The organism is Geodermatophilus tzadiensis, from assembly GCF_003002915.1.
Taxonomy (GTDB): domain Bacteria; phylum Actinomycetota; class Actinomycetes; order Mycobacteriales; family Geodermatophilaceae; genus Geodermatophilus; species Geodermatophilus tzadiensis.
The window spans coordinates 46445-70405 of the sequence record NZ_PVTG01000005.1 but is presented as its reverse complement, the minus strand read 5'-3'; the positions used below and the strand labels follow the sequence as shown (position 1 = coordinate 70405).

24 protein-coding genes are annotated in these 23961 nt (G+C 73.0%); 13 read left to right on the top strand and 11 right to left on the bottom strand.

Translation table 11 applies throughout. From position 1 onward, the window contains the following. Window positions 1–104 precede the first annotated feature (104 nt). On the top strand, window positions 105–773 hold the full coding sequence (locus tag LY71_RS08720; protein WP_245887775.1) for an IclR family transcriptional regulator: 669 nt from the start codon (window positions 105–107) through the stop codon (window positions 771–773). 214 nt (window positions 774–987) lie between these two features. Here LY71_RS08720 and LY71_RS08715 read toward each other — a convergent pair whose 3' ends face one another. From LY71_RS08715 to LY71_RS08705, 3 genes are all read right to left on the bottom strand, one after another. Further along, on the bottom strand, window positions 988–2112 hold the full coding sequence (locus LY71_RS08715; protein ID WP_106276590.1) for an NDMA-dependent alcohol dehydrogenase: 1125 nt from the start codon (window positions 2110–2112) through the stop codon (window positions 988–990). Between the two features lie 45 nt (window positions 2113–2157). Then, the gene (gene styD, locus LY71_RS08710; protein WP_211297222.1) at window positions 2158–3612 is read right to left on the bottom strand and encodes a phenylacetaldehyde dehydrogenase StyD; all 1455 of its coding nucleotides are present in this window, start codon (window positions 3610–3612) and stop codon (window positions 2158–2160) included. Between the two features lie 137 nt (window positions 3613–3749). Then, window positions 3750–4670, bottom strand: a complete 921-nt coding sequence (locus LY71_RS08705) for an AraC-like ligand-binding domain-containing protein (protein ID WP_211297221.1) — start codon at window positions 4668–4670, stop codon at window positions 3750–3752. 266 nt (window positions 4671–4936) lie between these two features. Between LY71_RS08705 and LY71_RS08700 the strand changes: the two genes are divergently transcribed. Genes LY71_RS08700 through LY71_RS08685 form a run of 4 tightly spaced genes read left to right on the top strand, consistent with a single transcriptional unit; the run spans window position 4937 to window position 9187 of the window. Continuing rightward, entirely contained in the window at window positions 4937–6181 is a 1245-nt protein-coding gene (locus tag LY71_RS08700) for a thiolase family protein (RefSeq protein WP_106276587.1), read from the top strand. Further along, window positions 6178–7032, top strand: a complete 855-nt coding sequence (locus tag LY71_RS08695; RefSeq protein ID WP_245887774.1) for a 3-hydroxyacyl-CoA dehydrogenase family protein — start codon at window positions 6178–6180, stop codon at window positions 7030–7032. Before LY71_RS08700 ends, LY71_RS08695 begins: the two co-directional genes overlap by 4 nt. 29 nt (window positions 7033–7061) lie before the next feature. Beyond that, the gene (locus tag LY71_RS08690; protein ID WP_106276586.1) at window positions 7062–7850 is read left to right on the top strand and encodes an enoyl-CoA hydratase-related protein; all 789 of its coding nucleotides are present in this window, start codon (window positions 7062–7064) and stop codon (window positions 7848–7850) included. Continuing rightward, entirely contained in the window at window positions 7847–9187 is a 1341-nt protein-coding gene (locus LY71_RS08685) for a cytochrome P450 (protein ID WP_106276585.1), read from the top strand. Before LY71_RS08690 ends, LY71_RS08685 begins: the two co-directional genes overlap by 4 nt. A gap of 52 nt (window positions 9188–9239) precedes the next feature. Here LY71_RS08685 and paaZ read toward each other — a convergent pair whose 3' ends face one another. From paaZ to paaK, 3 genes are read right to left on the bottom strand one after another with little or no spacing between them, the layout of a single operon-like run. Then, a complete protein-coding gene (gene paaZ, locus LY71_RS08680; protein ID WP_106276584.1) occupies window positions 9240–11306 on the bottom strand; it encodes a phenylacetic acid degradation bifunctional protein PaaZ in 2067 nt (688 codons plus the stop codon). A 56-nt stretch (window positions 11307–11362) separates the two neighbouring features. Next, window positions 11363–11974, bottom strand: a complete 612-nt coding sequence (locus LY71_RS08675; RefSeq protein ID WP_106276583.1) for a TetR/AcrR family transcriptional regulator — start codon at window positions 11972–11974, stop codon at window positions 11363–11365. Beyond that, the gene (paaK, locus tag LY71_RS08670) at window positions 11971–13311 is read right to left on the bottom strand and encodes a phenylacetate--CoA ligase PaaK (protein ID WP_106276582.1); all 1341 of its coding nucleotides are present in this window, start codon (window positions 13309–13311) and stop codon (window positions 11971–11973) included. Before paaK ends, LY71_RS08675 begins: the two co-directional genes overlap by 4 nt. Window positions 13312–13531: 220 nt before the next feature. On the opposite strand from paaK, the gene paaA reads away from it, so the two are divergent. From paaA to LY71_RS08635, 7 genes are read left to right on the top strand one after another with little or no spacing between them, the layout of a single operon-like run. Beyond that, the gene (paaA, locus tag LY71_RS08665; RefSeq protein WP_106276581.1) at window positions 13532–14509 is read left to right on the top strand and encodes a 1,2-phenylacetyl-CoA epoxidase subunit PaaA; all 978 of its coding nucleotides are present in this window, start codon (window positions 13532–13534) and stop codon (window positions 14507–14509) included. Further along, window positions 14506–14874, top strand: a complete 369-nt coding sequence (paaB, locus tag LY71_RS08660; protein WP_342748003.1) for a 1,2-phenylacetyl-CoA epoxidase subunit PaaB — start codon at window positions 14506–14508, stop codon at window positions 14872–14874. The genes paaA and paaB overlap by 4 nt, the downstream gene beginning before the upstream one ends. Window positions 14875–14916: 42 nt before the next feature. Then, a complete protein-coding gene (gene paaC, locus LY71_RS08655) occupies window positions 14917–15831 on the top strand; it encodes a 1,2-phenylacetyl-CoA epoxidase subunit PaaC (protein ID WP_245887773.1) in 915 nt (304 codons plus the stop codon). Between the two features lie 5 nt (window positions 15832–15836). Next, window positions 15837–16334, top strand: a complete 498-nt coding sequence (paaD, locus tag LY71_RS08650; protein WP_245887772.1) for a 1,2-phenylacetyl-CoA epoxidase subunit PaaD — start codon at window positions 15837–15839, stop codon at window positions 16332–16334. A 2-nt stretch (window positions 16335–16336) separates the two neighbouring features. Beyond that, window positions 16337–17419 (top strand): 1,2-phenylacetyl-CoA epoxidase subunit PaaE, encoded by a 1083-nt coding sequence (gene paaE / locus LY71_RS08645; protein WP_106276579.1) that lies wholly within the window; start codon window positions 16337–16339, stop codon window positions 17417–17419. A 5-nt stretch (window positions 17420–17424) separates the two neighbouring features. Then, window positions 17425–18195 carry an enoyl-CoA hydratase-related protein gene (locus tag LY71_RS08640; protein WP_106276578.1) on the top strand — a complete coding sequence of 257 codons (771 nt, stop codon included), beginning with the start codon at window positions 17425–17427 and terminating at the stop codon, window positions 18193–18195. Continuing rightward, entirely contained in the window at window positions 18192–18647 is a 456-nt protein-coding gene (locus LY71_RS08635; RefSeq protein WP_106276577.1) for a thioesterase family protein, read from the top strand. Before LY71_RS08640 ends, LY71_RS08635 begins: the two co-directional genes overlap by 4 nt. A 96-nt stretch (window positions 18648–18743) precedes the next feature. On the opposite strand, the gene LY71_RS08630 is transcribed toward LY71_RS08635, so the two are convergent. From LY71_RS08630 to LY71_RS08610, 5 genes are all read right to left on the bottom strand, one after another. Continuing rightward, complete coding sequence (locus tag LY71_RS08630) at window positions 18744–20384, bottom strand: TIGR03086 family metal-binding protein (RefSeq protein WP_146146086.1); 1641 nt, start codon at window positions 20382–20384, stop codon at window positions 18744–18746. A gap of 66 nt (window positions 20385–20450) precedes the next feature. Further along, window positions 20451–21131 (bottom strand): hypothetical protein, encoded by a 681-nt coding sequence (locus tag LY71_RS08625; protein ID WP_146146085.1) that lies wholly within the window; start codon window positions 21129–21131, stop codon window positions 20451–20453. 46 nt (window positions 21132–21177) lie between these two features. Beyond that, window positions 21178–21852 (bottom strand): hypothetical protein, encoded by a 675-nt coding sequence (locus LY71_RS08620; protein WP_106276574.1) that lies wholly within the window; start codon window positions 21850–21852, stop codon window positions 21178–21180. After that, on the bottom strand, window positions 21849–22205 hold the full coding sequence (locus LY71_RS08615; protein ID WP_106276573.1) for a putative quinol monooxygenase: 357 nt from the start codon (window positions 22203–22205) through the stop codon (window positions 21849–21851). The genes LY71_RS08620 and LY71_RS08615 overlap by 4 nt, the downstream gene beginning before the upstream one ends. Before the next feature lie 269 nt (window positions 22206–22474). Beyond that, window positions 22475–22798: an EthD family reductase gene (locus tag LY71_RS08610; RefSeq protein ID WP_106276572.1), complete on the bottom strand. Its 324-nt coding sequence runs from the start codon at window positions 22796–22798 to the stop codon at window positions 22475–22477. On the opposite strand from LY71_RS08610, the gene LY71_RS08605 reads away from it, so the two are divergent. Continuing rightward, window positions 22797–23741, top strand: a complete 945-nt coding sequence (locus tag LY71_RS08605; RefSeq protein WP_106276571.1) for an SDR family NAD(P)-dependent oxidoreductase — start codon at window positions 22797–22799, stop codon at window positions 23739–23741. The genes LY71_RS08610 and LY71_RS08605 overlap by 2 nt on opposite strands. Window positions 23742–23961: the final 220 nt, after the last annotated feature.

Sequence of the window (23961 nt, the reverse complement as noted above, 5' to 3'; positions counted from 1 at the left end):
GGGGCCGTGTCGCTTCCAGGGGCCTGTCCCGCTGCGCCGACCGTAGGCTGGAAACGATCGACCACCGAGAGAGACGGCGACGAGTGGCAGACGACGACGGGGCGGTGCCCCAGTCCCAGACGCTGGACCGCGGTGTCCGCATCCTCGAGCACCTGGCCGCGGTCGGCACTCCTCAGCCGATCACCGAGATCGGCCAAGCGCTCGGCCTGCACCGGTCGATCACCTACCGGCTGCTGCGCACGCTGGAGGACCACCAGCTCGTCGAGCGGGACGCCGTCGGGCGCTACCGGCTCGGACTCGGCATCGCCGGGCTCGCCCGCGGCGTACGCAGCGATCTCCAGACGGCCGCCCTCCCCCGCCTGGACGCGCTGGTGGCCGAGCTGGGGGTGACCGCGTTCCTCGTCGTCCGGTCCGGAGACGACGCCGTGACCGTGGCGAGCGTCGAACCCCAGCACTCGCAGGCACACGTCGTGTACCGCCCGGGGATCCGTCATCCCGTCGGCCGTGGAGCTCCGGGATTGGCGCTGCTGATCCAGGAGCCGCCATCCGGCGACGACCGGCCAGAGCTCAGGGAGGCCCGGGACCTCGGCTGGGCCACGTCGCACGGTGAGGTCATCGCCGGCCTGCGGTCGGTCGCTGCGCCGATCCTCGGTCCCGACGGTGGGACGCGGGCCGCGATCGCGGTCGTCTTCGTCGACGCGGGCGCCGACACCGCGCGCATCGGTGCAGCCGTCACCGCGGCCGCCGCAGAGGTCGCTGCCGCGCTGCGCTGAGCGACGCCGCGCGGCCACTGACGGTGGTCGACGGACTCGCCGCTGACCCGGGGTCACGCCGTCCCTGGCTCACCGACGCAGGACGGCGCAGCGGAGGTGTGACGAACGGCCGCGATGCACCGCGCCCGAGCCGAGTGGACGGGAGGCCCTGCACACCCGGCGCGCGACGCCCCGGTGCCGCAGTCACCAGGTGGCTGCGGCACCGGGGGCACGATCAGTCGAAGACGACGACGCCGCGGATGTTGCGGCCGGCGTGCATGTCCTCGTAGGCCTCGGCCACCTGGTCGAGCGTGTACTCCCGGGTCACCAGCTCGTCGAGCTTGAGCTGGCCGGCCTGGTACATGCGCAGCAGGTTGGGCACGTCGTGGCGGGGGTTGGACTCCCCGAACAGCGACCCCTGCAGGCGCTTCTGCATCAGCGTCAGGTCCCCGAGCGCGATCGGCGCGCCGACGGCGGTGATGTCGCCGAGGCCGGTGAGCACCACGGTGCCGGCCTTGCGGATGCTGGCCAGCGCCTGCGCAACGTGCTCGCCCTCGACCACGCCGATGGTGACGATGGTGGCGTCGGCGCCCTGCCCGTTGGTGAGGGAGCGGGCGTGGTCGGCGGCCTCGTCGATCGAGGTGTAGAAGTGCGTGGCGCCGAACTGCTGGGCCCACTCGCCCTTGCTGGCCACCGGGTCGACGGCGATGACCGTCGTCGCCCCGGCGTGCACCGCGCCCTGCAGCGCGTTGGCGCCGATCCCGCCGATGCCCATGACGATGACCGTGGCGCCCGGCTTGATGTTCGCGGAGTTCACCGCGGCACCGAAGCCGGTGGGCACGCCGCAGCCGACGAGTGCGGCGGACTTGAGCGGGATCTCCTTGTCGATCTTGATGACGGAGTCGACGGACGCGGTCGTGTACTCGGCGAACGTCGAGATGCCGCACTGCTGGCCGACCGGTTGCCCGTTCTCCGACATGCGGAAGCTGGTCGGGTCCTCGGCGCGGGCGCCGGTCAGCAGCGAGGCGCCCAGGTCGCAGAGGTTGGACATGCCCTGCGCGCAGAACTCGCACCTGCCGCACGCGGGGAGGAAGGAGAAGACGACGTGGTCGCCGACCTCGTAGCCCGGGGTGTTCGGGCCGACGGCGGTGACCACGCCGGCGCCCTCGTGGCCGCCGACGAACGGGTAGACGCCGACCGGCACGTCGCCGGTGGCGACGTGGTCGTCGGAGTGGCAGAGACCCGAGGCGGCGATCTTGACGGTGACCTCGCCCTGGCGGGGGTCGTCGAGCTCGACGGTCGCGGTCTCGTAGGTCCCGGGGGCCTTGCGGACCAGCGACACCTTGGTGGTGATGGGCACGGGGAAGCGCTCCTCTCTCAGTGGGGTCGGGCAGGCACCGCGTCCTCAGAGGACGACGGTGACGACCTTCTCCTCGGTGTTGGCGACGATGCCGCTCCAGCCGAGTTCACGGCCGATGCCGCTGGACTTCATGCCGCCCCACGGTAGGGCGGCGTCGATGGCGGCCCAGCCGTTGACCCACACCGCACCGGCGTGGACCTGGGCCGCGAGGGTGTGGGCGGCGGTGACGTCCTTGGTCCAGATCGTGGCGGCGAGCCCGTAGGTGGTCGCGTTCGCGAGCCGGACGGCGTCGGCCGGGTCGTCGAAGGGGATGACCGTGCCGACGGGACCGAAGATCTCCTCGCGGGCGATCGTCATGTCGTTGTCGGCGTCGGCGAAGATCGTCGGCTGCACGAAGAAGCCGGCGTGGTCGGGGCGGGCGCCGCCGGCGACCAGCCGCGCGCCCTCGGCCTGCCCCTTGGCGATGTAGCCGAGCACCCGGTCCTGCTGCTTCTTGTTGACCAGGGCCCCCATGGTGGTGGCCTGGTCGAACGGGTCGCCGAGGACCTGCTGGGACGCCGCGCCGGCGAGGGCGTCGACGACGTCGGAGTACAGCGACCGGTGCACCAGCACGCGGGTGCCGGCGGCGCAGACCTGCCCCTGGTTGAAGAACAGGCCCATGGCGGTTCCGCCGACGGCGGCCTCGATGTCGGCGTCGGCGAGGATGACCTGCGGCGACTTGCCGCCGAGCTCGAGGGTGACCCGCTTGAAGGAGCTGGCCGCGGCCATGCCGATGTGCCGCCCGACCTCCGGGCTCCCGGTGAAGCTGATCTTGTCGACGTCGGCGTGGTCGACCAGCGCCTGGCCGGTCACCGAGCCGAGGCCGGGCAGCACGCTGACCACACCGTCGGGGACGCCGGCCTCCTGCAGGATCCCGGCCAGGTGCAGGATCGACAGCGGCGCGTCCTCCGCGGGCTTGACCACGACGGTGTTGCCCGCGGCCAGAGCCGGCCCGAGCTTCCAGGCCGCGATCATCAGCGGCGTGTTCCACGGCACGATCGCGGCGATGACACCCACCGGCTCGCGCCGCGTGTAGGAGTGCGTGGGCCGGCCGAAGTAGCCGTCGGTCGGGATCACCGTGCCGGTGATCTTGTCCGCCCAGCCGGCGAAGTGCCGGAACGTGCGGGCGGCATTCGGCACGTCCAGGACGGTGGGCTGCATGACCGGCTTGCCGATGTCGAGGGCCTCCAGCCGGGCCAGGATCTCCGCGTCGCGCTCGATCAGGTCGGCGACCCGTGCGAGGATCCGCCCCCGCTGCGAGCCCGGCAGCGCGGCCCACTCCCCCGACAGCTGCGCACGGGCCGCGGCCACGGCGGTGTTGACGTCCTCCGCCGAGGCGGCCGCCACCTCGACGAGCGTGTCCTCGGTGGCCGGGTTGACGTCGGCGAAGGTCCCGGCTCCGCCGTCGCGCCACTCACCCGCCAGGAACAGCTGGTGGGGAAGGATGTCGGTGCTGGTCACGCGTCTTTCTCCTCGCCGGTCGGCTGACCGCGGCCCGGACGGGTCCGCCGCTGCGAGCGTGCGGGCGGCCACACCGGCAGCCTTGCGTCTGCGCGCCCAGCTCTTGTGCCAGGACGACCACCGTCGACCCATGCGCCTCAGCCGTCGCGGGCCGTCAGGTCCGCCCGGTGCGCGCGCGGGGTGGTCCCGTACCGGGCACGGAAGGCGCGGCTGAACTGGGCCGCGTCCACCAGACCCCAGGAGGCGGCGACCGCCGCGACCGGGCGGTGCGCCAGCCGGGGATCGGCCAGGTCGTGCCAGCACCGCTCCAGCCGGAGCTCGCGGATCCCGCCGGTGATGGTCGACCCGCGCCGCTCGAAGAGCTTCTGCAGGTGCCGCAGCGACATGTGGACCGCGGTCGCCACCTCCGCCGGGGACAGCGCCGGATCGGCGAGGTGGTCCTCGATGTAGCGCCGTGCCGCCAGCACGACCGCATCCGCGCCCGGGGCGGCCCCCCGCGAGTCGCTGCAGCCGGCGAGACAGGCCGCCACCAGGTCGACCGCGGCGTCACTGAGGTAGACCGCCTCCGCGCCCTGTCGCGCGGTCCGGGGGTCCAGTCCTCGCAGCAGGGACGACGTGAGCGCGCCGCTGCCCCGCGCACCGGAGATCGTCACCGCGGTCAACCCGTCCAGGCCCGGCGCACGGGAGACGAGCCGCCGACGAGGCACCACCAGGACGAGCATCTCGAAGTCGCGCTCGAAGACGAGCTCGTAGGGGCGGGCGGTGTCGTAGACGGCGAGGTCACCCGGCGCGAGTTCGGCGACGCGGCCGTCCTGCTCGACGAGACCGCGACCGCGCAGCTGGACGCCGACCTTGTACAGGTCGGCCGCGGCGTGCTCCACCAGTCGACGGGTGCGGCGGACGACCTGCCCCGACCCGGACACGATCGACAACTGCAGATCGGCCACGGGCGCGGCCTGCACCCGCCCGTGGAACGCCGCCTCCTCGCCCAGCGGCGTGGCCTCCAGCGGCACGAAGGTCTGCGCCAGGACCTCACGCCACGCCTCCAGGCGCGTCACGCGCGCCACGTCGAGCACTGCTGGAGAGGCGGGCACCCGGGTCTCCTTCCGGCACCATTCCTGACCGTCTGGTCGGTAATGGGGAGGATACGGCGTTCCGTGGCCCGCGTCACGGTCCACCTGGATCGAGGCGACCGGCCCGAGCGGGGGCTTGCACCGGCGACCGGGCGTCCGCCACACTGGCCCTCCATTTACTGAACGCTTGGTCGGGAAATCGCGGTCACGGGGCTCCCCCGTCGCCTTCCCGACGACGCTGAGGAGTGCCGATGTCCCACGGGTCCACCGAGGTCTTCCTGGTCGACGGGGTCCGCACCCCCCAGGGCCGGTACGGAGGCGCCCTGGCCGCCGTCCGCCCGGACGACCTGGCCGCACTCGTCGTCGGGGAGGCGCTGCGCCGGTCCGGCGCACCGGCCGACGCCGTCGAGGAGGTGGTCCTCGGGGCCGCCAACCAGGCCGGCGAGGACAACCGCGACGTCGCGCGCATGGCCGTCCTGCTCGCGGGCCTCCCGGACACCGTCCCCGGTTACACCACCAACCGGCTCTGCGCCTCCGGTCTCACCGCGACCGCGTCGGCCGCAGCTGCCATCCGGGCCGGGGAACTGGACCTGGCCATCGCCGGTGGCGTCGAGTCGATGACCCGCGCCCCGTGGGTCATGGCCAAGCCCGGGACACCGTGGGCCAAGCCCGGCGAGATCGCCGACACCGCTCTCGGGTGGCGGTTCACCAACCCCGCCTTCACCGCGCACGACGAGGCGGTGGAGCACCCCGAGGATCCGCGGACCCGGAAGATCACCCTGTCGATGGGCGAGACGGCCGAGGAGATCGCCGCGCTCGACGGGCTCACCCGCGACGAGTGCGACGCGTTCGCCGTCCGCAGCCACGAGCGCGCGCTCGCCGCGCAGGACGCCGGCCGGTTCGCGTCGGAGATCGTCCCGGTGGCCGTGCGCTCGAGGAAGGAGACCGTCGAGGTCAGCCTCGACGAGGGCCCCCGCCGCGGGTCGTCCCTGGAGACGCTGGGCAGGCTCCGGCCCGTCTTCCGCTCCGGGGGTGTGGTCACCGCCGGCAACAGCTCGCCGCTGTCCGACGGTGCCGCCGCACTCGTGCTGGCCGGCGGCGATGCGGTGGATCGGCACGGCCTGACCCCGCGCGCCCGGATCGTGGTCAGTGCGAGCGCCGGCGTCGCCCCGAACGTCATGGGCCTCGGTCCCGTCCCGGCGGTGGAGAAGGCGCTGGGCAAGGCCGGCTGGAGCGTGGGTGACCTGGACGCCGTCGAGCTCAACGAGGCGTTCGCCGCCCAGTCGATCGGCGTACTGCGCCGGCTGAAGATCGACGAGGAGATCGTCAACGCCGACGGCGGCGCGATCGCGCTCGGTCATCCGCTCGGCTGTTCCGGAGCCCGGCTGCTGGTGACCCTGCTCGGCCGCCTGGAGCGCGAGGGCGGACGGCGCGGCCTCGCCACTCTCTGCGTGGGCGTCGGGCAGGGCGTCGCCATGCTCGTGGAGCGGGTGTGACCGCCGTCCCGGCGCGGGTGGGCGTGATCGGCGGCGGCCGCATGGGTGCCGGGATCGCGCAGGTCTTCCTCGCCGCCGGCGCCCGGGTGGACGTGGTGGAGGCCGGCGGCGACGCCACGGAAGCCGCGCGTACCCGGGTGAGCGAGGGCTTGGCGGAGGCCGCCCGCCGCGGAAAGCTCGACGGGGACGTCGAGGCCGTCCTCGGCCGGCTGACGCTGGTGGACTCGGCCGCGGAGCTCCCGGCCGGGACCGACCTGGTGGTCGAGGCCGTGCCGGAGCGGGCCGACCTGAAGGCCGAGGTGCTGCGCGCCGCCGAGTCCGCCGTCGGACCCGACGCCGTCCTGGCCACCAACACCAGTTCGTTGTCCGTGACCGAGCTCGGCGCGGTGCTGCAGCGGCCTGCCCGGTTCCTGGGTCTGCACTTCTTCAACCCGGTTCCGGCCTCGAAGCTGGTGGAGGTCGTCGTCGCGCGCGAGACCGAGCCGGAGCTGGTCGGGACGGCGAGCAGGTGGGTCCGGGCCCTGGGCAAGACCGACGTCGTGGTGCAGGACTCCCCCGGCTTCGCCTCCTCGCGGCTGGGCGTGCTGCTCGGCCTGGAGGCCATCCGGATGCTCGAGGAGGGCGTCGCCGACGCCGAGGCCATCGACACCGCCATGGAACTGGGGTACCGCCACCCCATGGGCCCGCTGCGGTCCACCGACCTGGTCGGCCTGGACGTCCGGCTGGCGATCGCCGAGTACCTGCACCGGACCCTCGGGGAGCGCTTCGCCCCGCCCCGGCTGCTGCGCGACAAGGTCGCGGCCGGCGAGCTCGGTCGCAAGACCGGACGCGGCTTCCACACCTACTCCTGACCCGCACTCCCACCCCGAGGAACCCGACGATGACGTCGACGACCGATCCCGCGGTGACCCGGACCGACGCCGACGGCGTCGTCACGCTCACCCTGCAGTCCCCCGGCCTGTCCCGGCGATCCCGGACGGAACTCACCGACGCACTGCGCGCCGTCGCTGCCGACGGGGACGTGCGCGCGGTGGTGCTCACCGGGTCCGGGCGGGCGTTCTGCGTCGGACAGGACCTGGCTGAGCACGTCGAGGCGCTGCGGGCCGACCCCACCACGGCGATGGACGTCGTCGCGGACTCCTACAACCCGATGGCCCTGGCACTCGCCGCGGTGCCGGTCCCGGTGGTGGTCGGCGTCAACGGCGCCTGCGTCGGCGCCGGGCTCGGACTGGCCCTGGCCGGTGACCTGCGCGTCGCGGCTGCCGGCGCGAAGTTCGGCACCGCGTTCACCGGCATCGGGCTGTCCAGCGACTCGGGGCTCGCCGCCCGGCTGGTGCACGCGCTGGGGACGTCACGCGCCACCGAGCTGCTGCTCCTCCCCGAGCCGTTCAGTTCGGAGACCGCGCTGCAGTGGGGTCTGGTGCACCGGGTCGTCGATCCGGCGGCGGTGCTCGCCGAGGCCCAGGCGCTGGCCGGACGGCTGGCGCAGGGACCGACCGCGGCCTACTGGGCCGTGAAGGCCGTCCTGGCGGCAGCGGCGACCGACTCCCTGGAGAGCAGCCTGGCGCGGGAGGCGCGACTGCAGGCCGAGCTCGGTCGGACCGCCGACCACCGCGAGGCGGTCGAGGCCTTCCTGGCCAAGCGGGTCCCGTCCTTCACGGGCCGATGAGCGCGCCGGCCGGCTCGCGGGACACCACGTCGATCGTCGACCCGGTGACCTACGAGACCGGTCCGCCGTTCGAGGTGCTGCACAGGCTCCGCGCCGAGACACCGGTGACCTGGGTCGAGGAACCGGCGCTGCACGGCCAGCCGGAGGGGTCCGGATTCTGGCTGGTGCTGCGGCACGCCGACGTCGAGCGGGTGCTGCGGGATCCGGCGACCTTCTCCTCGTGGCTGGGCGCCACCCAGGTCCGCGACGCGGCGGACCTGGCGTGGGTGCGCCGGATGATGCTCAACACGGACCCGCCGGACCACTCCCGGCTGCGACGGCTGCTCACCCGCTCCTTCACCCCGCGGGCCGTCGCCGGGCTCACCGCGTCGATCGAGGCGACCGCGGCCCGGCTCGTCGACCGCATGGTCGACGGCGCGGCCGAGGGACACTGCGACTTCGCCAAGGACGTCGCCGCGGACCTGCCGCTGCTCACCCTCGCCGACATCCTCGGCGTCCCGGCCGAGGACCGCTGGTTGCTCTTCGACTGGTCGAACCGCGTCATCGGCTGGCAGGACCCCGACTACGCGGTCTCCGCCGCCTTCGACGGGACCGGCGGGACGGCCCTGGCCCGCGAGGCGTTGACCCTGCGCCCCTCCCCCGGCGCCGACGGGCGGATGCCCGACCCGCGGACCCGCGCCGGCATGCCCGACCTCTACGCCTACGCCCGCCTGCTGGCCGAGGACAAACGGCGTGCACCCGGCAGCGACGTCATGTCGATCCTGCTCGCGCAGGTGGACGAGGACGGCGGCCAGGTCAGCGACGCCGAGTTCGAGAACCTGTTCTGGCTGTTCGCCGTCGCCGGGAACGAGACGCTGCGCAACGGCCTGCCCGGCGGTCTGATCGCGCTGCTGCAGCACCCCGAGCAGTTGGCCGCCCTGCGCGCCGACCCGGTGCTGCTGGCCGGTGCGGTCGAGGAGATGCTGCGCTGGTGGACCCCGGTCATGGTGTTCCGCCGCACCGCGAGCCGCGACGTCGACCTCGCGGGCGTGCGCATCCGGGCCGGGGACAAGGTGGTCGTCTCGTTCACCTCGGCCAACCGCGACGGGACGGTGTTCCCCGACCCCGACGCCTTCGACGTCCGCCGCGCCCCCAACCCGCACCTGTCCTTCGGCCACGGGCCGCACTTCTGCCTGGGCGCCCAGCTGGCCCGCGTGCAGATGCGTGCGCTGTTCGCCGAGCTGCTGCGCCGCACCAGCTCGCTGGAGCTGGACGGGTCGCCTGCGCTCCTGCGCTCGAACTTCCAGCGCGGCGTCAAGCGCCTGCCGCTGCGGTGGACGGCCGCGCGAGGAGCCTGACGGCCGGGGTGGTGCTCCGCGACCGCGGTCGCGGAGCACCACCCGGCGGGTCTCAGCCCTCCTGCTGAGCGGCCGGAGGCCAGGTCTTGGCGACCATCGTCAGGACGTCGTAGGTGGCCACCGGCTTGCCCTCGGTGTTCACCACGACGGCGTCCCAGCGCACCTCGCCGTGGTCGGCGCCGCCGCGCGGGGTGATCTGCTTGGCCGTGAGGGTGACCGTCAGCTCCTCCCCGGGCTTGACCGGGGTGAGGAACCGCAGGTTGTCCACACCGTAGTTGGCGAGCACCGGGCCGGGTGCCGGGTCCACGAACAGTCCGGCCGCCCAGGAGACGATCAGGTAGCCGTGCGCGACCCGGCCGCCGAACAGCGGGTTCGCCGCCGCGGCCTCCTCGTCGGTGTGGGCGTAGAAGGTGTCGCCGGTGAACTCGGCGAAGTGCTCGATGTCCGCCAGCGTCACCGGCCGGGGGCCGGCGGTGACGGAGTCACCGATGCGCAGCTCGGCCAGCGACTTGCGGAACGGGTGGACGCCGTCGTCGGTGCGGCGGGCGCCAGCGACCCAGCGGCCACCGATCGCGGTGAGCATGTCGGGCGAGGCCTGCACGGCGGTGCGCTGCATGTGGTGCAGCACGCCGCGGATGCCGCCCAGCTCCTCACCGCCGCCGGCGCGGCCGGGGCCGCCGTGGACGAGTACCGGCAGCGGGGAGCCGTGGCCGGTGTTCTCCTTGGCGTCGTCGCGGTCGAGCACCAGGATGCGGCCGTGGGCGTGCGCCGCGCCGAGCACGAACTCGCGGGCGAACTGCTGGTCGTGGGTGACCAGCGAGGCGACCAGGCTGCCCTGTCCGCGCGCGGCGAGCTCCACGGCCTGCCCGACGCCGTCGTAGGGCAGGACGGTGCTGACCGGGCCGAAGGCCTCGATGTCGTGCGGCTCGGCGGCAGTCAGGTCGTCGCAGCGCAGCAGCATCGGCGGCAGGAACGCCCCGCGGTCCCGGTCGGCCCCCACCACCTCGAAGTGGTCCGGGTCCCCGACGACGAGTTCGGCGACGCCACGCAGGGCCTTGACCGAGCGCAGCACCTCCTCGCGCTGGTCAAGGCTGGCCAGGGCGCCCATCCGGACCCCCTCGGCGTCGGGTGCGCCGACGACGACCTTCGCCAGCCGTTCCCGGGTCGCCTCGACGACGTCGTCGACCAGCTCGCGGGGCACGAACGCGCGGCGGATGGCGGTGCACTTCTGGCCGGCCTTGACCGTCATCTCGGTCACCAGCTGCTTGACGAACAGGTCGAACTCGGGGGTGTCCGGGGTGGCATCGGGCCCCAGCACGGCGCAGTTGAGCGAGTCGGCCTCGGCGTTGAAGCGCACCGAGTTGGCCACCACGGCGGGATGGCTGCGCAGCTTGCGGGCGGTGGTGGCCGAGCCGGTGAAGAAGACCAGGTCCTGCCCGGCCAGCCCGTCGAGCAAGCCGGTCGCGCTGCCGGCGAGCAGCTGTACCGAGCCCTCGGGCAGCAGGCCCGACTCGATGATCTTCCGGACGACGGCCTCGGTGAGGTACGCGGTCTGGCTGGCCGGCTTGACGATCGTCGGCACACCGGCGAGGAAGGCAGGGGCCAGCTTCTCCAGGAACCCCCAGACGGGGAAGTTGAAGGCGTTGATCTGCACGGCCACCCCGCGCAGCGGGGTGTAGAGGTGCTGGCCGACGAAGGTGCCACCCTTGCCGAGCGGCTCGACCGCGCCGTCGAGGACCACGGTGTCGTCGGGCAGCTCGCGGCGGCCCTTGCTCGCGTAGGACAGCAGCGTGCCGAAGCCGCCGTCGATGTCGACCGCGCTGTCGCGGTCGGTGGCGCCGGTGCGCCGGGACAGTGCGTAGAAGGCGTCCTTGTCGGCCATCAGCCGCAGGCCCAGCTGCTTGAGCAGCCCGGCCCTCTGGTGGAACGTCAGCTCCCGCAGCGCCGGGCCGCCGACGGTCCGGGCGTGCTCGAGCATCCCGGCCACGTCCAGGCCGGTGCTGCTGATCCGGACGACGGTCTCACCGGTCACCGCGTCGGCGATCGGCGTCCCGTCGTCCGGTGCGGCGTACCACCGGCCGGCGACGTAGCTCTCCAGGAGCGGTGCGGGGTGGGTCATGGCGGTCTCCTCTGGGCCCGGTGGTCACCGGGCCCCGCAGGGGTCAGGGGCAGGGATCAGGGCCGGGCGCGCAGGCCCTCGAACGTGGTGGCGACGAGGGCGTCGGCGAGGTCGTCGGCGGACAGGCCGCCGTCCGGCCGGTACCACTCGGTGAGGGAGTTGACGGTGCCGAACAGCAGCCGGCTGGTGACGGCGGGGTCGACGTCGGGGCGCACGTCGCCCTCCTCCTCGGCGGCGCGCACGAGGTCGGTGACGATCCGGTCGAACTCGCGCCGCCGGGCGAGCGCGGCCTGCTCGACCGGGGAGTTGCCGCGCACGCGCAGCAGCAGCGTGACGAAGGGCAACTGCTCGGTGAGGACGCGGACCGAGCCGCGGACGACGTGCTCGAGGCGGTCGATGGCCGGCCCCGTGGTCGCCTCCGGCTCCTCGGTGACGGCGAACAGCGCGTCGAGCGCGCGGTCGAGGGCCAGCCGCAGGAGCTCGACCTTGCCGGTGACGTGGTGGTAGATCGCGGACTTGGTGACCCTCAGCCGGGTGGCGAGCTCCTCCATGCTGGTGGCGTCGTAGCCGCGCTCGTTGAAGGCCGCCACGGCGATGTCCAGCAGTGAGTCCAGCGAGTGGCCCGGGCGTCCACGCCGGGTCCGGGCCGGATCGGCCGTGGCCGTCATCCGCGGTCCCGGTGGTCGAACAGCCGCTGGAGCTTGCCGACGGAGCGGGCGAGGGTCTCGGGGTCGACGACGAGGACCTCGATGCTCGTGCCGACGGTGTCCTTGACGCCCTTGGCGACCTCCCGGGCGGCCTGGGCGCGCCGCTCGGGCGGGCAGTCCGGGCGGGCCTCGACCCGGCAGGTGAGGTGGTCCATCCGGCCGCGGGTGGTGAGCTCGAGGGCGAAGTGCGGAGACAGGCCCGGGGTGCGCAGCACGATCTCCTCGATCTGGGTGGGGAAGAGGTTGACCCCGCGCAGGATGATCATGTCGTCGCTGCGGCCGGTGATCTTCTCCATCCGCCGCATACCGGGCCGGGCGGTGCCGGGCAGCAGCCGGGTGAGGTCGCGGGTGCGATAGCGGACGACCGGCATGGCCTCCTTGGTCAGCGAGGTGAACACCAGCTCGCCGACCTCCCCCTCGGGCAGCACCTCGCCGGTGATCGGGTCGATGACCTCGGGGTAGAAGTGGTCCTCCCAGATGTGCAGCCCGTCCTTGGTCTCCACGCACTCCTGCGCCACGCCGGGGCCCATCACCTCCGACAGGCCGTAGATGTCGACGGCCTGGATGTCGAGGCGCTCCTCCATCTCGCGGCGCATCTGCTCGGTCCACGGCTCGGCCCCGAAGATGCCGACCTGGAGCGAGGAGGTGCGGGGGTCGATCCCCTGCTTCTCGAACTCGTCGATGACGGTGAGCATGTAGGACGGCGTGACCATGATGATCCGGGGCTGGAAGTCCTGGATGAGCTGCACCTGGCGGGGCGTCATGCCCCCGGAGACCGGGATGACCGTGCAGCCGAGCTTCTCGGCGCCGTAGTGCGCGCCGAGCCCGCCGGTGAACAGGCCGTAGCCGTAGGCGTTGTGCAGCCGGTCCCCCGGCCGCCCGCCCGCGGCGCGGATGGAGCGGGCCATGACCGTGGCCCAGGTGTCGATGTCGCGCTCGGTGTAGCCGACGACGGTCGGGCGGCCGGTGGTGCCGGAGGAGGCGTGCACGCGGCGCACCTGCTCCTGCGGGACGGCGAACATGCCGAAGGGGTAGTTCTCGCGCAGGTCGGCCTTGCTGGTGGTGGGGAACCGCGCGAGGTCGGCGAGCTCGCGGCAGTCGTCGGGGTGCACGCCGGCGGCGTCGAAGGCCCGCCGGTGGTGCGGCACGTTGTCGTAGGCGTGCCGCAGCGACCACTGCAGCCGCTCCAGCTGCAGCGCGCGCAGCTCGTCGACGGACAGGCGCTCCGCCGGGTCGAGGATCGCCGGGTCGGGCGCCGTCCCCAGGCGCCGGGTGGTCTCGCTGGTCGCAGCCGTCATGGCCGGTGCCTCCGTGGTGCAGCGTCGTCGCCGGGCGGTCGGCGCGGGCGTCCCACCCAAATACCGACCAGATGGTCAGGTAATCAACTCCTCCGCGCGGGCCCTGTCAAGCCCCTTCGGGAACCCCCGCCCCGGGCTTGTGCTGTGGGGTCGTGTCGTGCACACTCATTACCGACCATCCGGTCAGTAAATGGCTCGAGTCGCACACCGAGGGAACGAGATGTCGGCACCCACACTGGAACGACCTGCCCCCGACGAAACCGCACTGCAGCAGCGGTTCGACGCCACCATCGCCGCCGACCGGCGCATCGAGCCGCGCGACTGGATGCCCGAGGGCTACCGCAGGACGCTGGTGCGCCAGATCGCCCAGCACGCGCACTCGGAGATCATCGGGATGCAGCCCGAGGGCGACTGGCTGCTGGCCGCCCCGAGCCTGCGCCGCAAGGCGATCCTGCTGGCCAAGGTGCAGGACGAGGCCGGCCACGGCATGTACCTCTACTCCGCCGCGGAGACGCTCGGCGCCGACCGCGCCGACCTGACCGACAAGCTCATCGAGTCCAAGCAGAAGTACAGCTCGATCTTCAACTACCCCACGCTGACCTACGCCGACGTCGGCGTCATCGGCTGGCTGGTCGACGGCGCGGCGATCTGCAACCAGGTGCCGCTGTGCCGCTCCTCCTACGGGCCCTACGCCCGGGCGATGATCCGCATCTGCAAGGAGGAGTCCTTCCACCAGCGGCAGGGCTACGAGCTGCTGATGACGATGATGCGCGGCACGCCTGCGCAGCGGGCGATGGTGCAGGACGCCGTCGACCGGTGGTGGTGGCCCTCGCTGATGATGTTCGGCCCGCCCGATGACGACAGCCCCAACTCCGCGCAGTCGATGGCCTGGGGCATCAAGCGGCACAGCAACGACGAGCTGCGGCAGCGCTACGTGGACATGAGCGTCCCGCAGGCGCAGTTCCTCGGCGTCACGCTGCCCGACCCCGACCTGCGCTTCGACGAGGAGTCCGGGCACTGGCGGTTCGGGGCGATCGACTGGGAGGAGTTCAAGCGGGTCGTGTCGGGCCACGGGCCGGCCAACGCCGAGCGCCTCCGCCGCCGCCGCGCCGCCCGCGACGACAACGCCTGGGTCACCGAGGCCGCCACCGCCTACGCCGCCAAGCACGCCGGGACCGCCGCGGGGAGCGCCGCGTGAGCACCGACGTCACCGCCGAGGGCGGGCACGGCGCGATCCCGACCGGGCCGGAGGTGCCGGTGGCCCCGAAGCCGGCCGTCACCCGGCGGGACTGGCCGCTGTACGAGGTGTTCGTGCGCGGCAAGCGCGGGCTCAACCACGTGCACGTCGGCTCGCTGCACGCCCCCGACGACGAGATGGCCGTGCACGCCGCCCGCGACGTCTACACCCGGCGCAACGAGGGCGTGAGCATCTGGGTGGTCAAGGCCGCCGACATCACCGCCTCCAGCCCCGACGAGAAGGACCCGATGTTCGCCCCCAGCGGCGACAAGGTCTACCGCCACCCCACGTTCTACGAGATCCCCGAGAACGTCCCCCACATGTGAGCCGGGCGCCTCGGTAGCGCCATCGGCATCTCAGGAGAGGCAGTGATCTTGCACGAGGAAACCGTCTACGAGGCCCTGGACCACGCGCACGGGGGCGAGGGCCACTGGGCGTTCGGCACCGGCTTCGACGAGCCGTTGGCCGGCGTCGACACCACCGTCCCCGAGGGCATCGACCCGGCCGACCTGGGCGCCTACTGCCTGATGCTCGGTGACGACGCCCTGGTGCTGGCCCAGCGGCTGACCCAGTGGGTCACCGCCGCGCCGGAGCTGGAGGAGGAGGTCGCGATCGGCAACACCGCGCTGGACCTGCTCGGCCAGGCGCGGCTGCTGCTGGCCCGCGCCGGGTCGGTCGGCGTCCTCGGCCGCTCCCGGACGCTCGCGACCGACTCCATCCCCGACGAGGACGCGCTGGCCTACTTCCGCGACCCCGACGAGTTCCGCAACACCGGCCTGGTCGCGGCGGAGAACGGCGACTTCGGGCAGACGGTGGTCCGGCTGCTGGTGGCCTCCACCGTGCGGCTGGCGGTGTTCGCCCGGCTGCGGGAGTCGCGCGACCCGGTGCTCGCCGCGATCGCGGCCAAGGGCGTCAACGAGCTGGCCTACCACCGCGACCACGCCGCCCGCTGGGTGCTGCGGCTCGGCGACGGCACCGCGGAGTCGCACCGCCGGGTGCAGGCCGGCGTCGACGCGGTGTGGCCCCACCTGGCCGACCTGTTCACCGCCACCGACGTCGAGCGGCGACTCACCGAGGCCGGCGTCGCGGTAGACCCCGCCGACGTCCGCGAGGAGGTCGTGTCCGTGCTGACGCAGGTGCTCGACCAGGCGACGCTGCGGGTGCCCGAGTGGCCGGCCGACACCCCGCCGCGGAGCCGGACCGGCGAGCACGGGCCGGAGCTCAGCGCGCTGCTGGAGACCCTGCAGGGCCTGGCCCGCCGGCACCCGGCGGCCACCTGGTGACCGGCGTGCTCACCGACCCCCGCGCCGTGGCCGAGACCGTCACCGACCCCGAGCTGCCGATGCTCACGCTCGCCGACCTCGGCGTGCTGCGCGACGTGCGGACCGAGGACGACGGCACGGTGATCGTGGACATCACCCCGACCTACAGCGGCTGCCCGGCGATGGGCGTCATGCGCGCCGACCTGCTGCACGCGCTGCACTCGGCCGGCTTCGACGACGTCGAGGTGCGCACCGTGCTCTCCCCCGCCTGGTCCACCGACTGGATCAGCGAGGCGGGCCGCCGCAAGCTCGCCGCGGCCGGCATCGCCCCGCCCGGCAAGGCGCCGGTCCGCCCCGCCGGGCCCGTGCCGCTGCAGCTGGGCCCCTCCCGCCGCACCGCGGCCTGCCCGCTGTGCGGCTCGGCCGACACCGTGGAGCAGAGCGAGTTCGGCGCCACCGCCTGCAAGGCCCTCCGCCGCTGCCGCAGCTGCGGCGAGCCGTTCGAGCACGTCAAGGAGATCTGAGCGTGAGCGTTCCGACCAGCACCCGGCGCCGGCCGCAGTTCCACCCGCTGAAAGTGGCCAAGGTCGAGCAGCTCACCGACGACGCCGTCGCGGTCACCTTCGACGTCCCCACAGAGCTCGCCGAGGACTACGCCTTCCGGCCCGGCCAGGCGCTCACCCTGCGCCGGGTCGACGGCGACCGCGACGAGCGGCGCTCCTACTCCATCTGCGCGCCGGTCGGCGAACCACCGCGGGTCGGCGTCCGCGAGGTCCCCGGCGGCTTCTTCTCCTCCTACCTCGTGCACGAGGTGCGGCCCGGTGACGAGATCGAGGTGCTGCCCCCCTCGGGCACCTTCACCGCCGACCTCTCGACCCCGGCCGACCACGTCTTCGTCGTCGCCGGCTCCGGCATCACCCCGGCGATCAGCCTCGCCGGGAGCGTGCTGCGCGACGGCGAGTCGACCGTCACCGTCTTCTACGGCAACCGGCGCACCAACACCGTCATGTTCGCCGACGAGCTCGCCGATCTGAAGGACGCCTACGGCACCCGCCTGCAGCTGGTGCACGTGCTCTCCCGCGAGCCCCGCGACGCCGAACTGACCAGCGGCCGCCTCGACGCCGAGCGGCTGCGCACCCTGGTCGGCACCTTCACCGACCCGGAGCACGTCGACCACTGGTGGCTGTGCGGACCGCACGGCATGGTCACCGAGGCGCAGGAACTGCTCACGGGGCTGGGGGTGCCGCGCGAGAAGGTGCACCAGGAGCTGTTCTACGTCGACGACGTCCCACCCCAGCCGGTGCGCGGGGACGACCAGACCGTCGACGGGCCGAGCAGCCAGGTCACCGTCGTCCTCGACGGCCGCTCCACCACCCTGGCCCTCCCCAAGGACGAGACCGTCCTGGACTCGGCGCAGCGGGTGCGCTCCGACCTGCCCTTCGCCTGCAAGGGCGGCGTCTGCGGCACCTGCCGCGCCCGCGTCACCGACGGCGAGGTCGAGATGCGCCGCAACTACGCCCTGGAGGAGAAGGAGGTCGCGGCCGGCTACGTGCTCACCTGCCAGACCCTGCCGCTCTCCGACGCCGTCACCGTCGACTTCGACGCCTGACGCCCGTGAGCGACCGGGTGCTGCAGGTCGACGTGCGACACGGGGTCGCCACCCTGACCCTCGACTCCCCCGCCAACCGCAACGCCCTCTCGCGGGCGTTGCGTGCCCAGCTGCGATCGGCACTGACCGAGGCGCTCGCCGACGACGCCGTCCGGGTGATCGTCCTCGACCACACGGGCCGGGTGTTCTGCTCCGGCATGGACCTGGCCGAGGCCGCCGGCGGTGCTGCGGAGGACCAGGGCGTCAACGAGTTCCCCGCCCTGCTGGAGCAGATCTGGGACTCCCCCAAGCCGGTGGTGGCAGCCGTCCGCGGCCCTGCGCGCGCCGGCGGCCTGGGCCTCCTGGCCGCCTGCGACGTCGTCGTCGCGGCGGCCACGGCCACGTTCGCGTTCACCGAGGTGCGCATCGGCATCGTGCCGGCCGTGATCTCCGCAGTGGTGCTCCCGCGGATGGTGCCCAACGTGGCGCACCGGCTGCTGTTGACCGGCGAGGTGTTCGATGCACAGGAGGCCCTGGCCGGGGGCCTGGTCGACGTCGTCGTGCCCGCCGACGACGTCGACGCCTGCGTCCGGGAGCAGGTCGTCGCGTTGGGCAAGGGAGCACCGCTCGCCCTGGGGGAGACCAAGCGCCTGCTGCGCGCAGCGCGCTCGGGTCCACTGACCGAGCAGTTCCCGGACCTGCTGACGGTCTCGGCCCGGTTCTTCGCCAGCGAGGAGGGGCAGGAGGGGATCGCTGCCTTCCGGGAGAAGCGGCCGGCCCGCTGGGTCCCCGCGTGATCCCCGTCCCGGTCGGGGCCGAGGCTGAACTGGACGTGGTGGTGACGACGGAGATGACCGTCCGGTTCGACGAGCTCGGACCCGTCCACCCGGTGTATGCGACCTACTCGATGGCCAAGCACTTCGAGGAGGCCGGCCGCAAGCTCCTGCTCCGGCACCTCGAGCCGGGTGAGGCCGGCATCGGGCGCTCGGTGTCGGTCGAGCACCTCGGCCCGAGCTGGGTCGGTGACGCCCTCCGGGTGAGGGCCCGCTGCGTGGAGGTGCGGGGCAATCGGCTCACCTGCGCGTGCAGCGCCGTGGCCACCGACGGTCGGGAACTCGGCCGCGGTACCACCGTTCAGGTCGTCCTCTCCGCGGAGGCCCTGCAGGCCCGCATCGGCGCGCAGGTAGAAGGCGCCACCGACCCGCGGGACCCCGGGGACCCCGGGGACCCCGGCCCCAACACTCCCTGACCCGGCCCCCGGGAACGGACGCTCGACCCGGCCCTCCGGGACGGAGGCGGCGGACACCGGAGGGATGCCTGCCGTCCCTGAGCGCGCGGTAGGCGGTCAGCGCGGAGCCCGGCCGAGGAACGCGGACAGGCGAGCGTAGGCGTCGGCGCCGTCCGGCACCGCTTGCGGGGCGGCGAAGGCCGACCCGGTACCCCGGAGCGTGGTCGGGAGGAGCCGCTCGGTGATGCGCAGAGCCGCCGTGGCGAGCCGCTGGTCGAGGGGGTCGGGGTAGTCGGTGCTGAGGGCCAGGTCATGGGTGTGCACGACCAGCTCGAGGACGAACCCCGACAGTCCGACGGGTCCGGGCAGCATGCCCCAGGGAGCGACGACGTCGGCCGGTGCGGCCGCGTCCCAGGCGTGCCGCGCCTTCGCCGTGGCTGCCCGGAACCGCGAGGCCCAACCGCCGCGAGGATCGACCGCCGCCACCTGCGGCACGGACTCGACCGACCGCCCGCCAGCCACCCGCTCGGCTCGCCGGACCGTGGCCAGCAGATGCCCGAGCAGCGCCTGTACGTCCCACTCGGTGCAGGGCGTGGACAGCGGGAACTGGTCCCGCCCGACCCGCCCGACGACCCGCTCGGCCTGCTGCAGCGCATCGACGAACAGCTGGTGGACGTCTGCGGTCGGAGTCGGCTCCTCACCGGGGCGCGGACCGGCGAGTCCGAACAGGCGTCGGGTGTTGTCCTGCAGCAGGGCCCGCAGCGTCGGCGCGGGGAGCTGCCGGGCCAGCACCAGCAGGCTCTCGTTGTAGTTCTCGGTCATCTCGATGTTCGGCGGCGAGCGGACGAAGTGCACGGGCCCGTCCGTGGCCGCGTCGGACCCGAAGAGGACCCGCTCGGCACCGACCTCGTCGATCAGGCGCCGGACCTCGGCCGAGCGACACCACGACGTCTCGAGGTGCAGGTTCGGCAGCTGCTGGGCGTGGCGCGCCGCGCGCCGGCGCCCTTCCTCGGGTCCGAGGAAGGTGTGGTAGAGCACGAAGGGCACCTGAGGGAACCGCTCGGCCAGCCGGCGGACGAGGTCGGGATCGGAGGGTCCCGGCGCGGTGTGCACCGCCACCGGCACCCCGGCGTCCGCCGCCGCCTGCAGGAAGGGATCGAGCCCGGGGGCGTCCGCGGGGTACTCGTCATAGGTGGGGTGCAGCTTCAGGCCGACAGCACCGCCGGACAGACGACGGCGGACGTCGTCGGGCCCGGGGCCGCCCGGACTGACCCACACCAGCCTGGTGAGCCACGGGACACCGGCGGTCACCTCGTCGATGAAGGCGTTGTCCTGCCACGACACGAGCGCGTGGGTCATGCCTCCCGAGGCCAGGGCCGTCCGGAGGCTCTGGAAGCCCATGCTGTCGGAGCCGCGGGTGCGGGCGTGCACGTGGGCGTCCACCGGATCCAGACCGATCCACAGCCGGAAGTCAGCCCCGCCGTTGTTGTCCCAGTCGTCCTCGGCGGTGGAGACCGCGCAGTCGAGCAGGATGTGGCCGTCGGTGTCGGGGACCTCAGCGGTCCAGCTGCCGTCCTCCTCACGCTCCATGGCGACGTCGAGGAAGGGCGGCTCCGAGCCGTCGAACCCCAGGTGCAGGCTCAGCGGACGGTCGGCCGCAGCAAGGGAACCGCGGTAGCGCACTCGGCCGCTCGGTGTCCGCTCCCCCGCGGGCGACACCCACTCCAGGGGGAGGCCGGCGTTCGTGGAGGCAGGCATGACCAGTCCAATCCCGTGCTGGTGGGCAACTCGTCGAGGCGTCCTGGCCGGGGGCGCCCTCGACCACTACAGCGTCAAGACCCATCCGCTGCCGTCGGCGTAGTCCCAGGTCTCGGTGTCGTCCTCGGGACGCGGACTGCCGGCCCGGACCAGGTGGAAGACATAGCGCAGCTCGGATCCCCGCGGCCCCCACACCAGGCCGCGGAAGACGTGCGGGAGCGGCTGGGCCCGGACGAACTCGTGGATCGGCGCCGGTTCCGGTGGTGCTCCCGCTCCGGCGTCCTCGAACGTCAGGCCGTCCATGGCCGCAGCCGTGTAGTTGGGGGCCGGGGGCTCCGGATCTCCGGGGGTCACTCCCCAACCGATCCCCACGTGGGTCCAGCGCCCGGACTCGTCCGTGTAGGTGACCTCGCGCGCGACGATCTCCTCCGTGACGATCGGCGAGGTGCTCGTCTCGGCGCCACCGACCGCGAAGAAGAAGTGGTGCAGGTGGTAGTCACGGCTCCCGCCGAGCTGCCGCGGGACCTCGATGACCGCCGTCCGCAGTCCCGGTGAGTGCCGACTCGGGGTCAGGACGCGGCGGTCGCCGGCATCCCAGTCCGGTTCCTCACCCGGCCGGGTCCACGCGTAGTGCAGTTGCACCATCTCCAGGCCCGGGGCGGGATCGACCCAGGTCTTGAGGAGGCTGACGAGCTGCTCCGTCTCCGCCCGACGGGCACCGGAGACGGCGGTCGACAGTTCGCTCACGTTCACCTCGCATCCATGGGGGACCAGTGGGGTGGCGCTCGGGTACCTATAGGTGGTGCACCCACCAGTTGGCGCCGGGAGCCGCCCGCCCGTCCGGCCCCAGCCAGAACTCGTCCTTCTCCTCCGGCGGGAACATGCGTCCGACGTGGTACTGCTGGACCAGCGTCGCTCCGCGGGGGCCGTACATGCGCGACTGCCACCGGTGTGGCCGTCCGAGGGCCTGGAGCATGTGGAACTTCTCGCGGTGGAACCGCTCCTTGTCCCAGTACGAGTAGTACTTGGTGGACCGGAACTCCGAGTCGCCGGGGAAGCGGGGATCCTCCATCGGGCTGTAGACCGGAGCACTCCAGTCCCCCACCGACCAGTAGATGCAGATGTTCGTCGCCCACCCGTGGTCGTCGACGTACTCGAGGTCGCGGTAGACGATGTCCTCGCTGAACAGGTCAGTCGTCCACCGGTGACCGTCCTGGAAGACCTCGAAGTAGTAGTGGAACCGGTACTCCGGGGTCGATCGCCCGTGCTCGAGGTCCCACACCGTGCGGGGCATCCGCAGCACCTTCAGCCGGTTCCGCGGGTGCCCGCCCCGATCCTCGAGGACGCGTGACTCGTGGCCCCAGGACCAGTCGGGCCACTGGCCGGGCGGGGTGCAGGCGTAGTGGATGACCACCTGCTCGACGCCGTCCTCCTGATCGGTCCAGCCCTTGGGGTAGTACCAGCTCACCGTCGCCCCCCGACCCGGGCCCCGCTCGTGTCCGGATCGTCTCCCGTCCACCCGGCAGCACCGTCACCGTCGCCGATCACCTGATAGGTGCGGACGCTCGGGCTGCCCATCAGCAGTTCCGGGAGTGCCCGGTAGAACTCCTGGGTGACCTCCTGGTCGAGGTAGCCCTGCATGTCCTCAGCGCTCCGCCAGCTCGACACCGCAAGCACCTGGTCACCGCTGCGGAGGGCCTGGGCGAACAAGGCGCCGGGCGCGGATCCGACGACCTCGTCGTTCTGCCGCACGAGCAGCTCGGCCAGGCGGTCGATGGCGCCCGGACGGGCTTTCGCTTCGAGGATCCGGAAGACGGCCATGGGGCTCTCCAGGTCGGACGTCGACGGGTGAGGACACGGTATGGGTCGTGATCGCCGCCACGCAGGTCGGCGGGGCAGCGCAGATCGCCGGCACCACCGCAGCCCCGAGGCCGGGGGACGGCTTCCGTCCCCCTCCGGCGCCGGGCGGACGGATGCCGAGCCGTCGGGACGACGGATCACTCGGTGCCGAGTGGTCCCCGCCCCTGTCGTCGCAGCGTGCAGGGAGGAGGGCGCCGGGGAGCCGGCGACCGCGCAGGCCCACTGGCCGATCAGGTCGCCTGCGCCGCCGGATGCGGCTCGGCGGAGAACATCGTGACCAGCTCCATGCCACCCCAGGCGGCGAGGTCCTTGCCTCCCGCTGCCCACTCCGGCGTCCGGAAGGCGGCCTTCATCGCCTCGGCCGACTCGAAGACCAGCTCGGCGAGGAGGAAGTACGCCGGCTCCCCGACGAACTGACGGGTCACCCGGTGCACCTTGTTCTCGAGCAGTCCCGGCGTCTTCTCGATCAGCGGCACGTGGCTGCCGAAGTAGTGCGCTTCGAAATCGGCCGGGTCCTCCGGCGTCCGGTACAGCGCGAAGTAGCTGACGGTCATGGTCCGTTCTACCGCCCCGGGCCGACGGGACGACCGGCCACCTCCCCGGTCGGGCGTCCAGGCACAAGGATCGAGCGCCAGGAGACAAGAGCCTCGTCACCTGCGGCCAGCAGTCTGTGCCCTTCGGAGGACCGGTCCGCACCGCTTCGACGGCCACACGGATGGAGTTGGACCCTTGACTGATCTGAGGCTTCACGACGCGCGCGTGATCGTGAGCGGGGGTGCCTCCGGCATCGGCCTGGCGTGCGCCCGGGCCATGCTGGACCAAGGTGCTCGGGTCGGTGTGATCAGCCGGAGCGAGGCGGCGATCCAGAGCGCCCTGTCCAGAGCGCTCACCGGCCACGACGGCCAGGTCTTCACCGCGGTCGCCGACGTCAGGGACGAGACCGCGGTGGCTGGCGCCGTCGGCGATCTCGCGCATCAGCTGGGCGGCCTCGACCACGTCGTGGCCTCCGCCGGCGTGGAGGGCGAGATGGGAGCACCGCTGGAGGAGGTCACCAGCCAGGGCTTTCGCGACACCCTGGACGCCAACGTCCTGGGCACGTTCCTGCTCGTCAAGCACGCGACTCCCCATCTGAAGCAAGGGTCGGCGGCGTCGGTGACGATCATCGGGTCGGACTCGGGTTTCGTCGCGGCCCCGGGCATGCTGGCGTACAACGCGTCCAAGGGCGCGATCGTGCAGCTGACGCGGGCGCTGTCGTTCGAGCTCTACGAGGACTTCGGCATCCGGGTGAACAGCGTCTGCCCGTCGATCACCGACACCCCGATGGCGCGCCGCGGCATGGGTGTCGAGTCCTTCGACGACGTGCCGTTCCCGGTCAACACGCCCGAGGACATCGCGTGGTCGGTCCTCTTCCTGAGCTCCCCGCTGTCGCGCGCCATCAACGGGGTCTCGCTGCTGAGCGACTTCGGGTACAGCAGCCGGTCGTCCTTTCCCGCATAGCCGGGACCGGAGCACGGCCTCGCGGGTCGTGACGGAGCCCATCCGGTACCCCCGGCGCCGTTGCAGGAGGTCTCGGGCGCACTGGGAGATGCAGGGGTCGAGCCGTTGCGTCGGTCCACTCCACACCTCGGTCACGCCGCGCTCCCGGGGCAAGCCCGATGCGCAGGCGTGGCGCGAACGGTCCCGCGGGACGATGCTGCCGAACGCGGTCCTGGCGGGG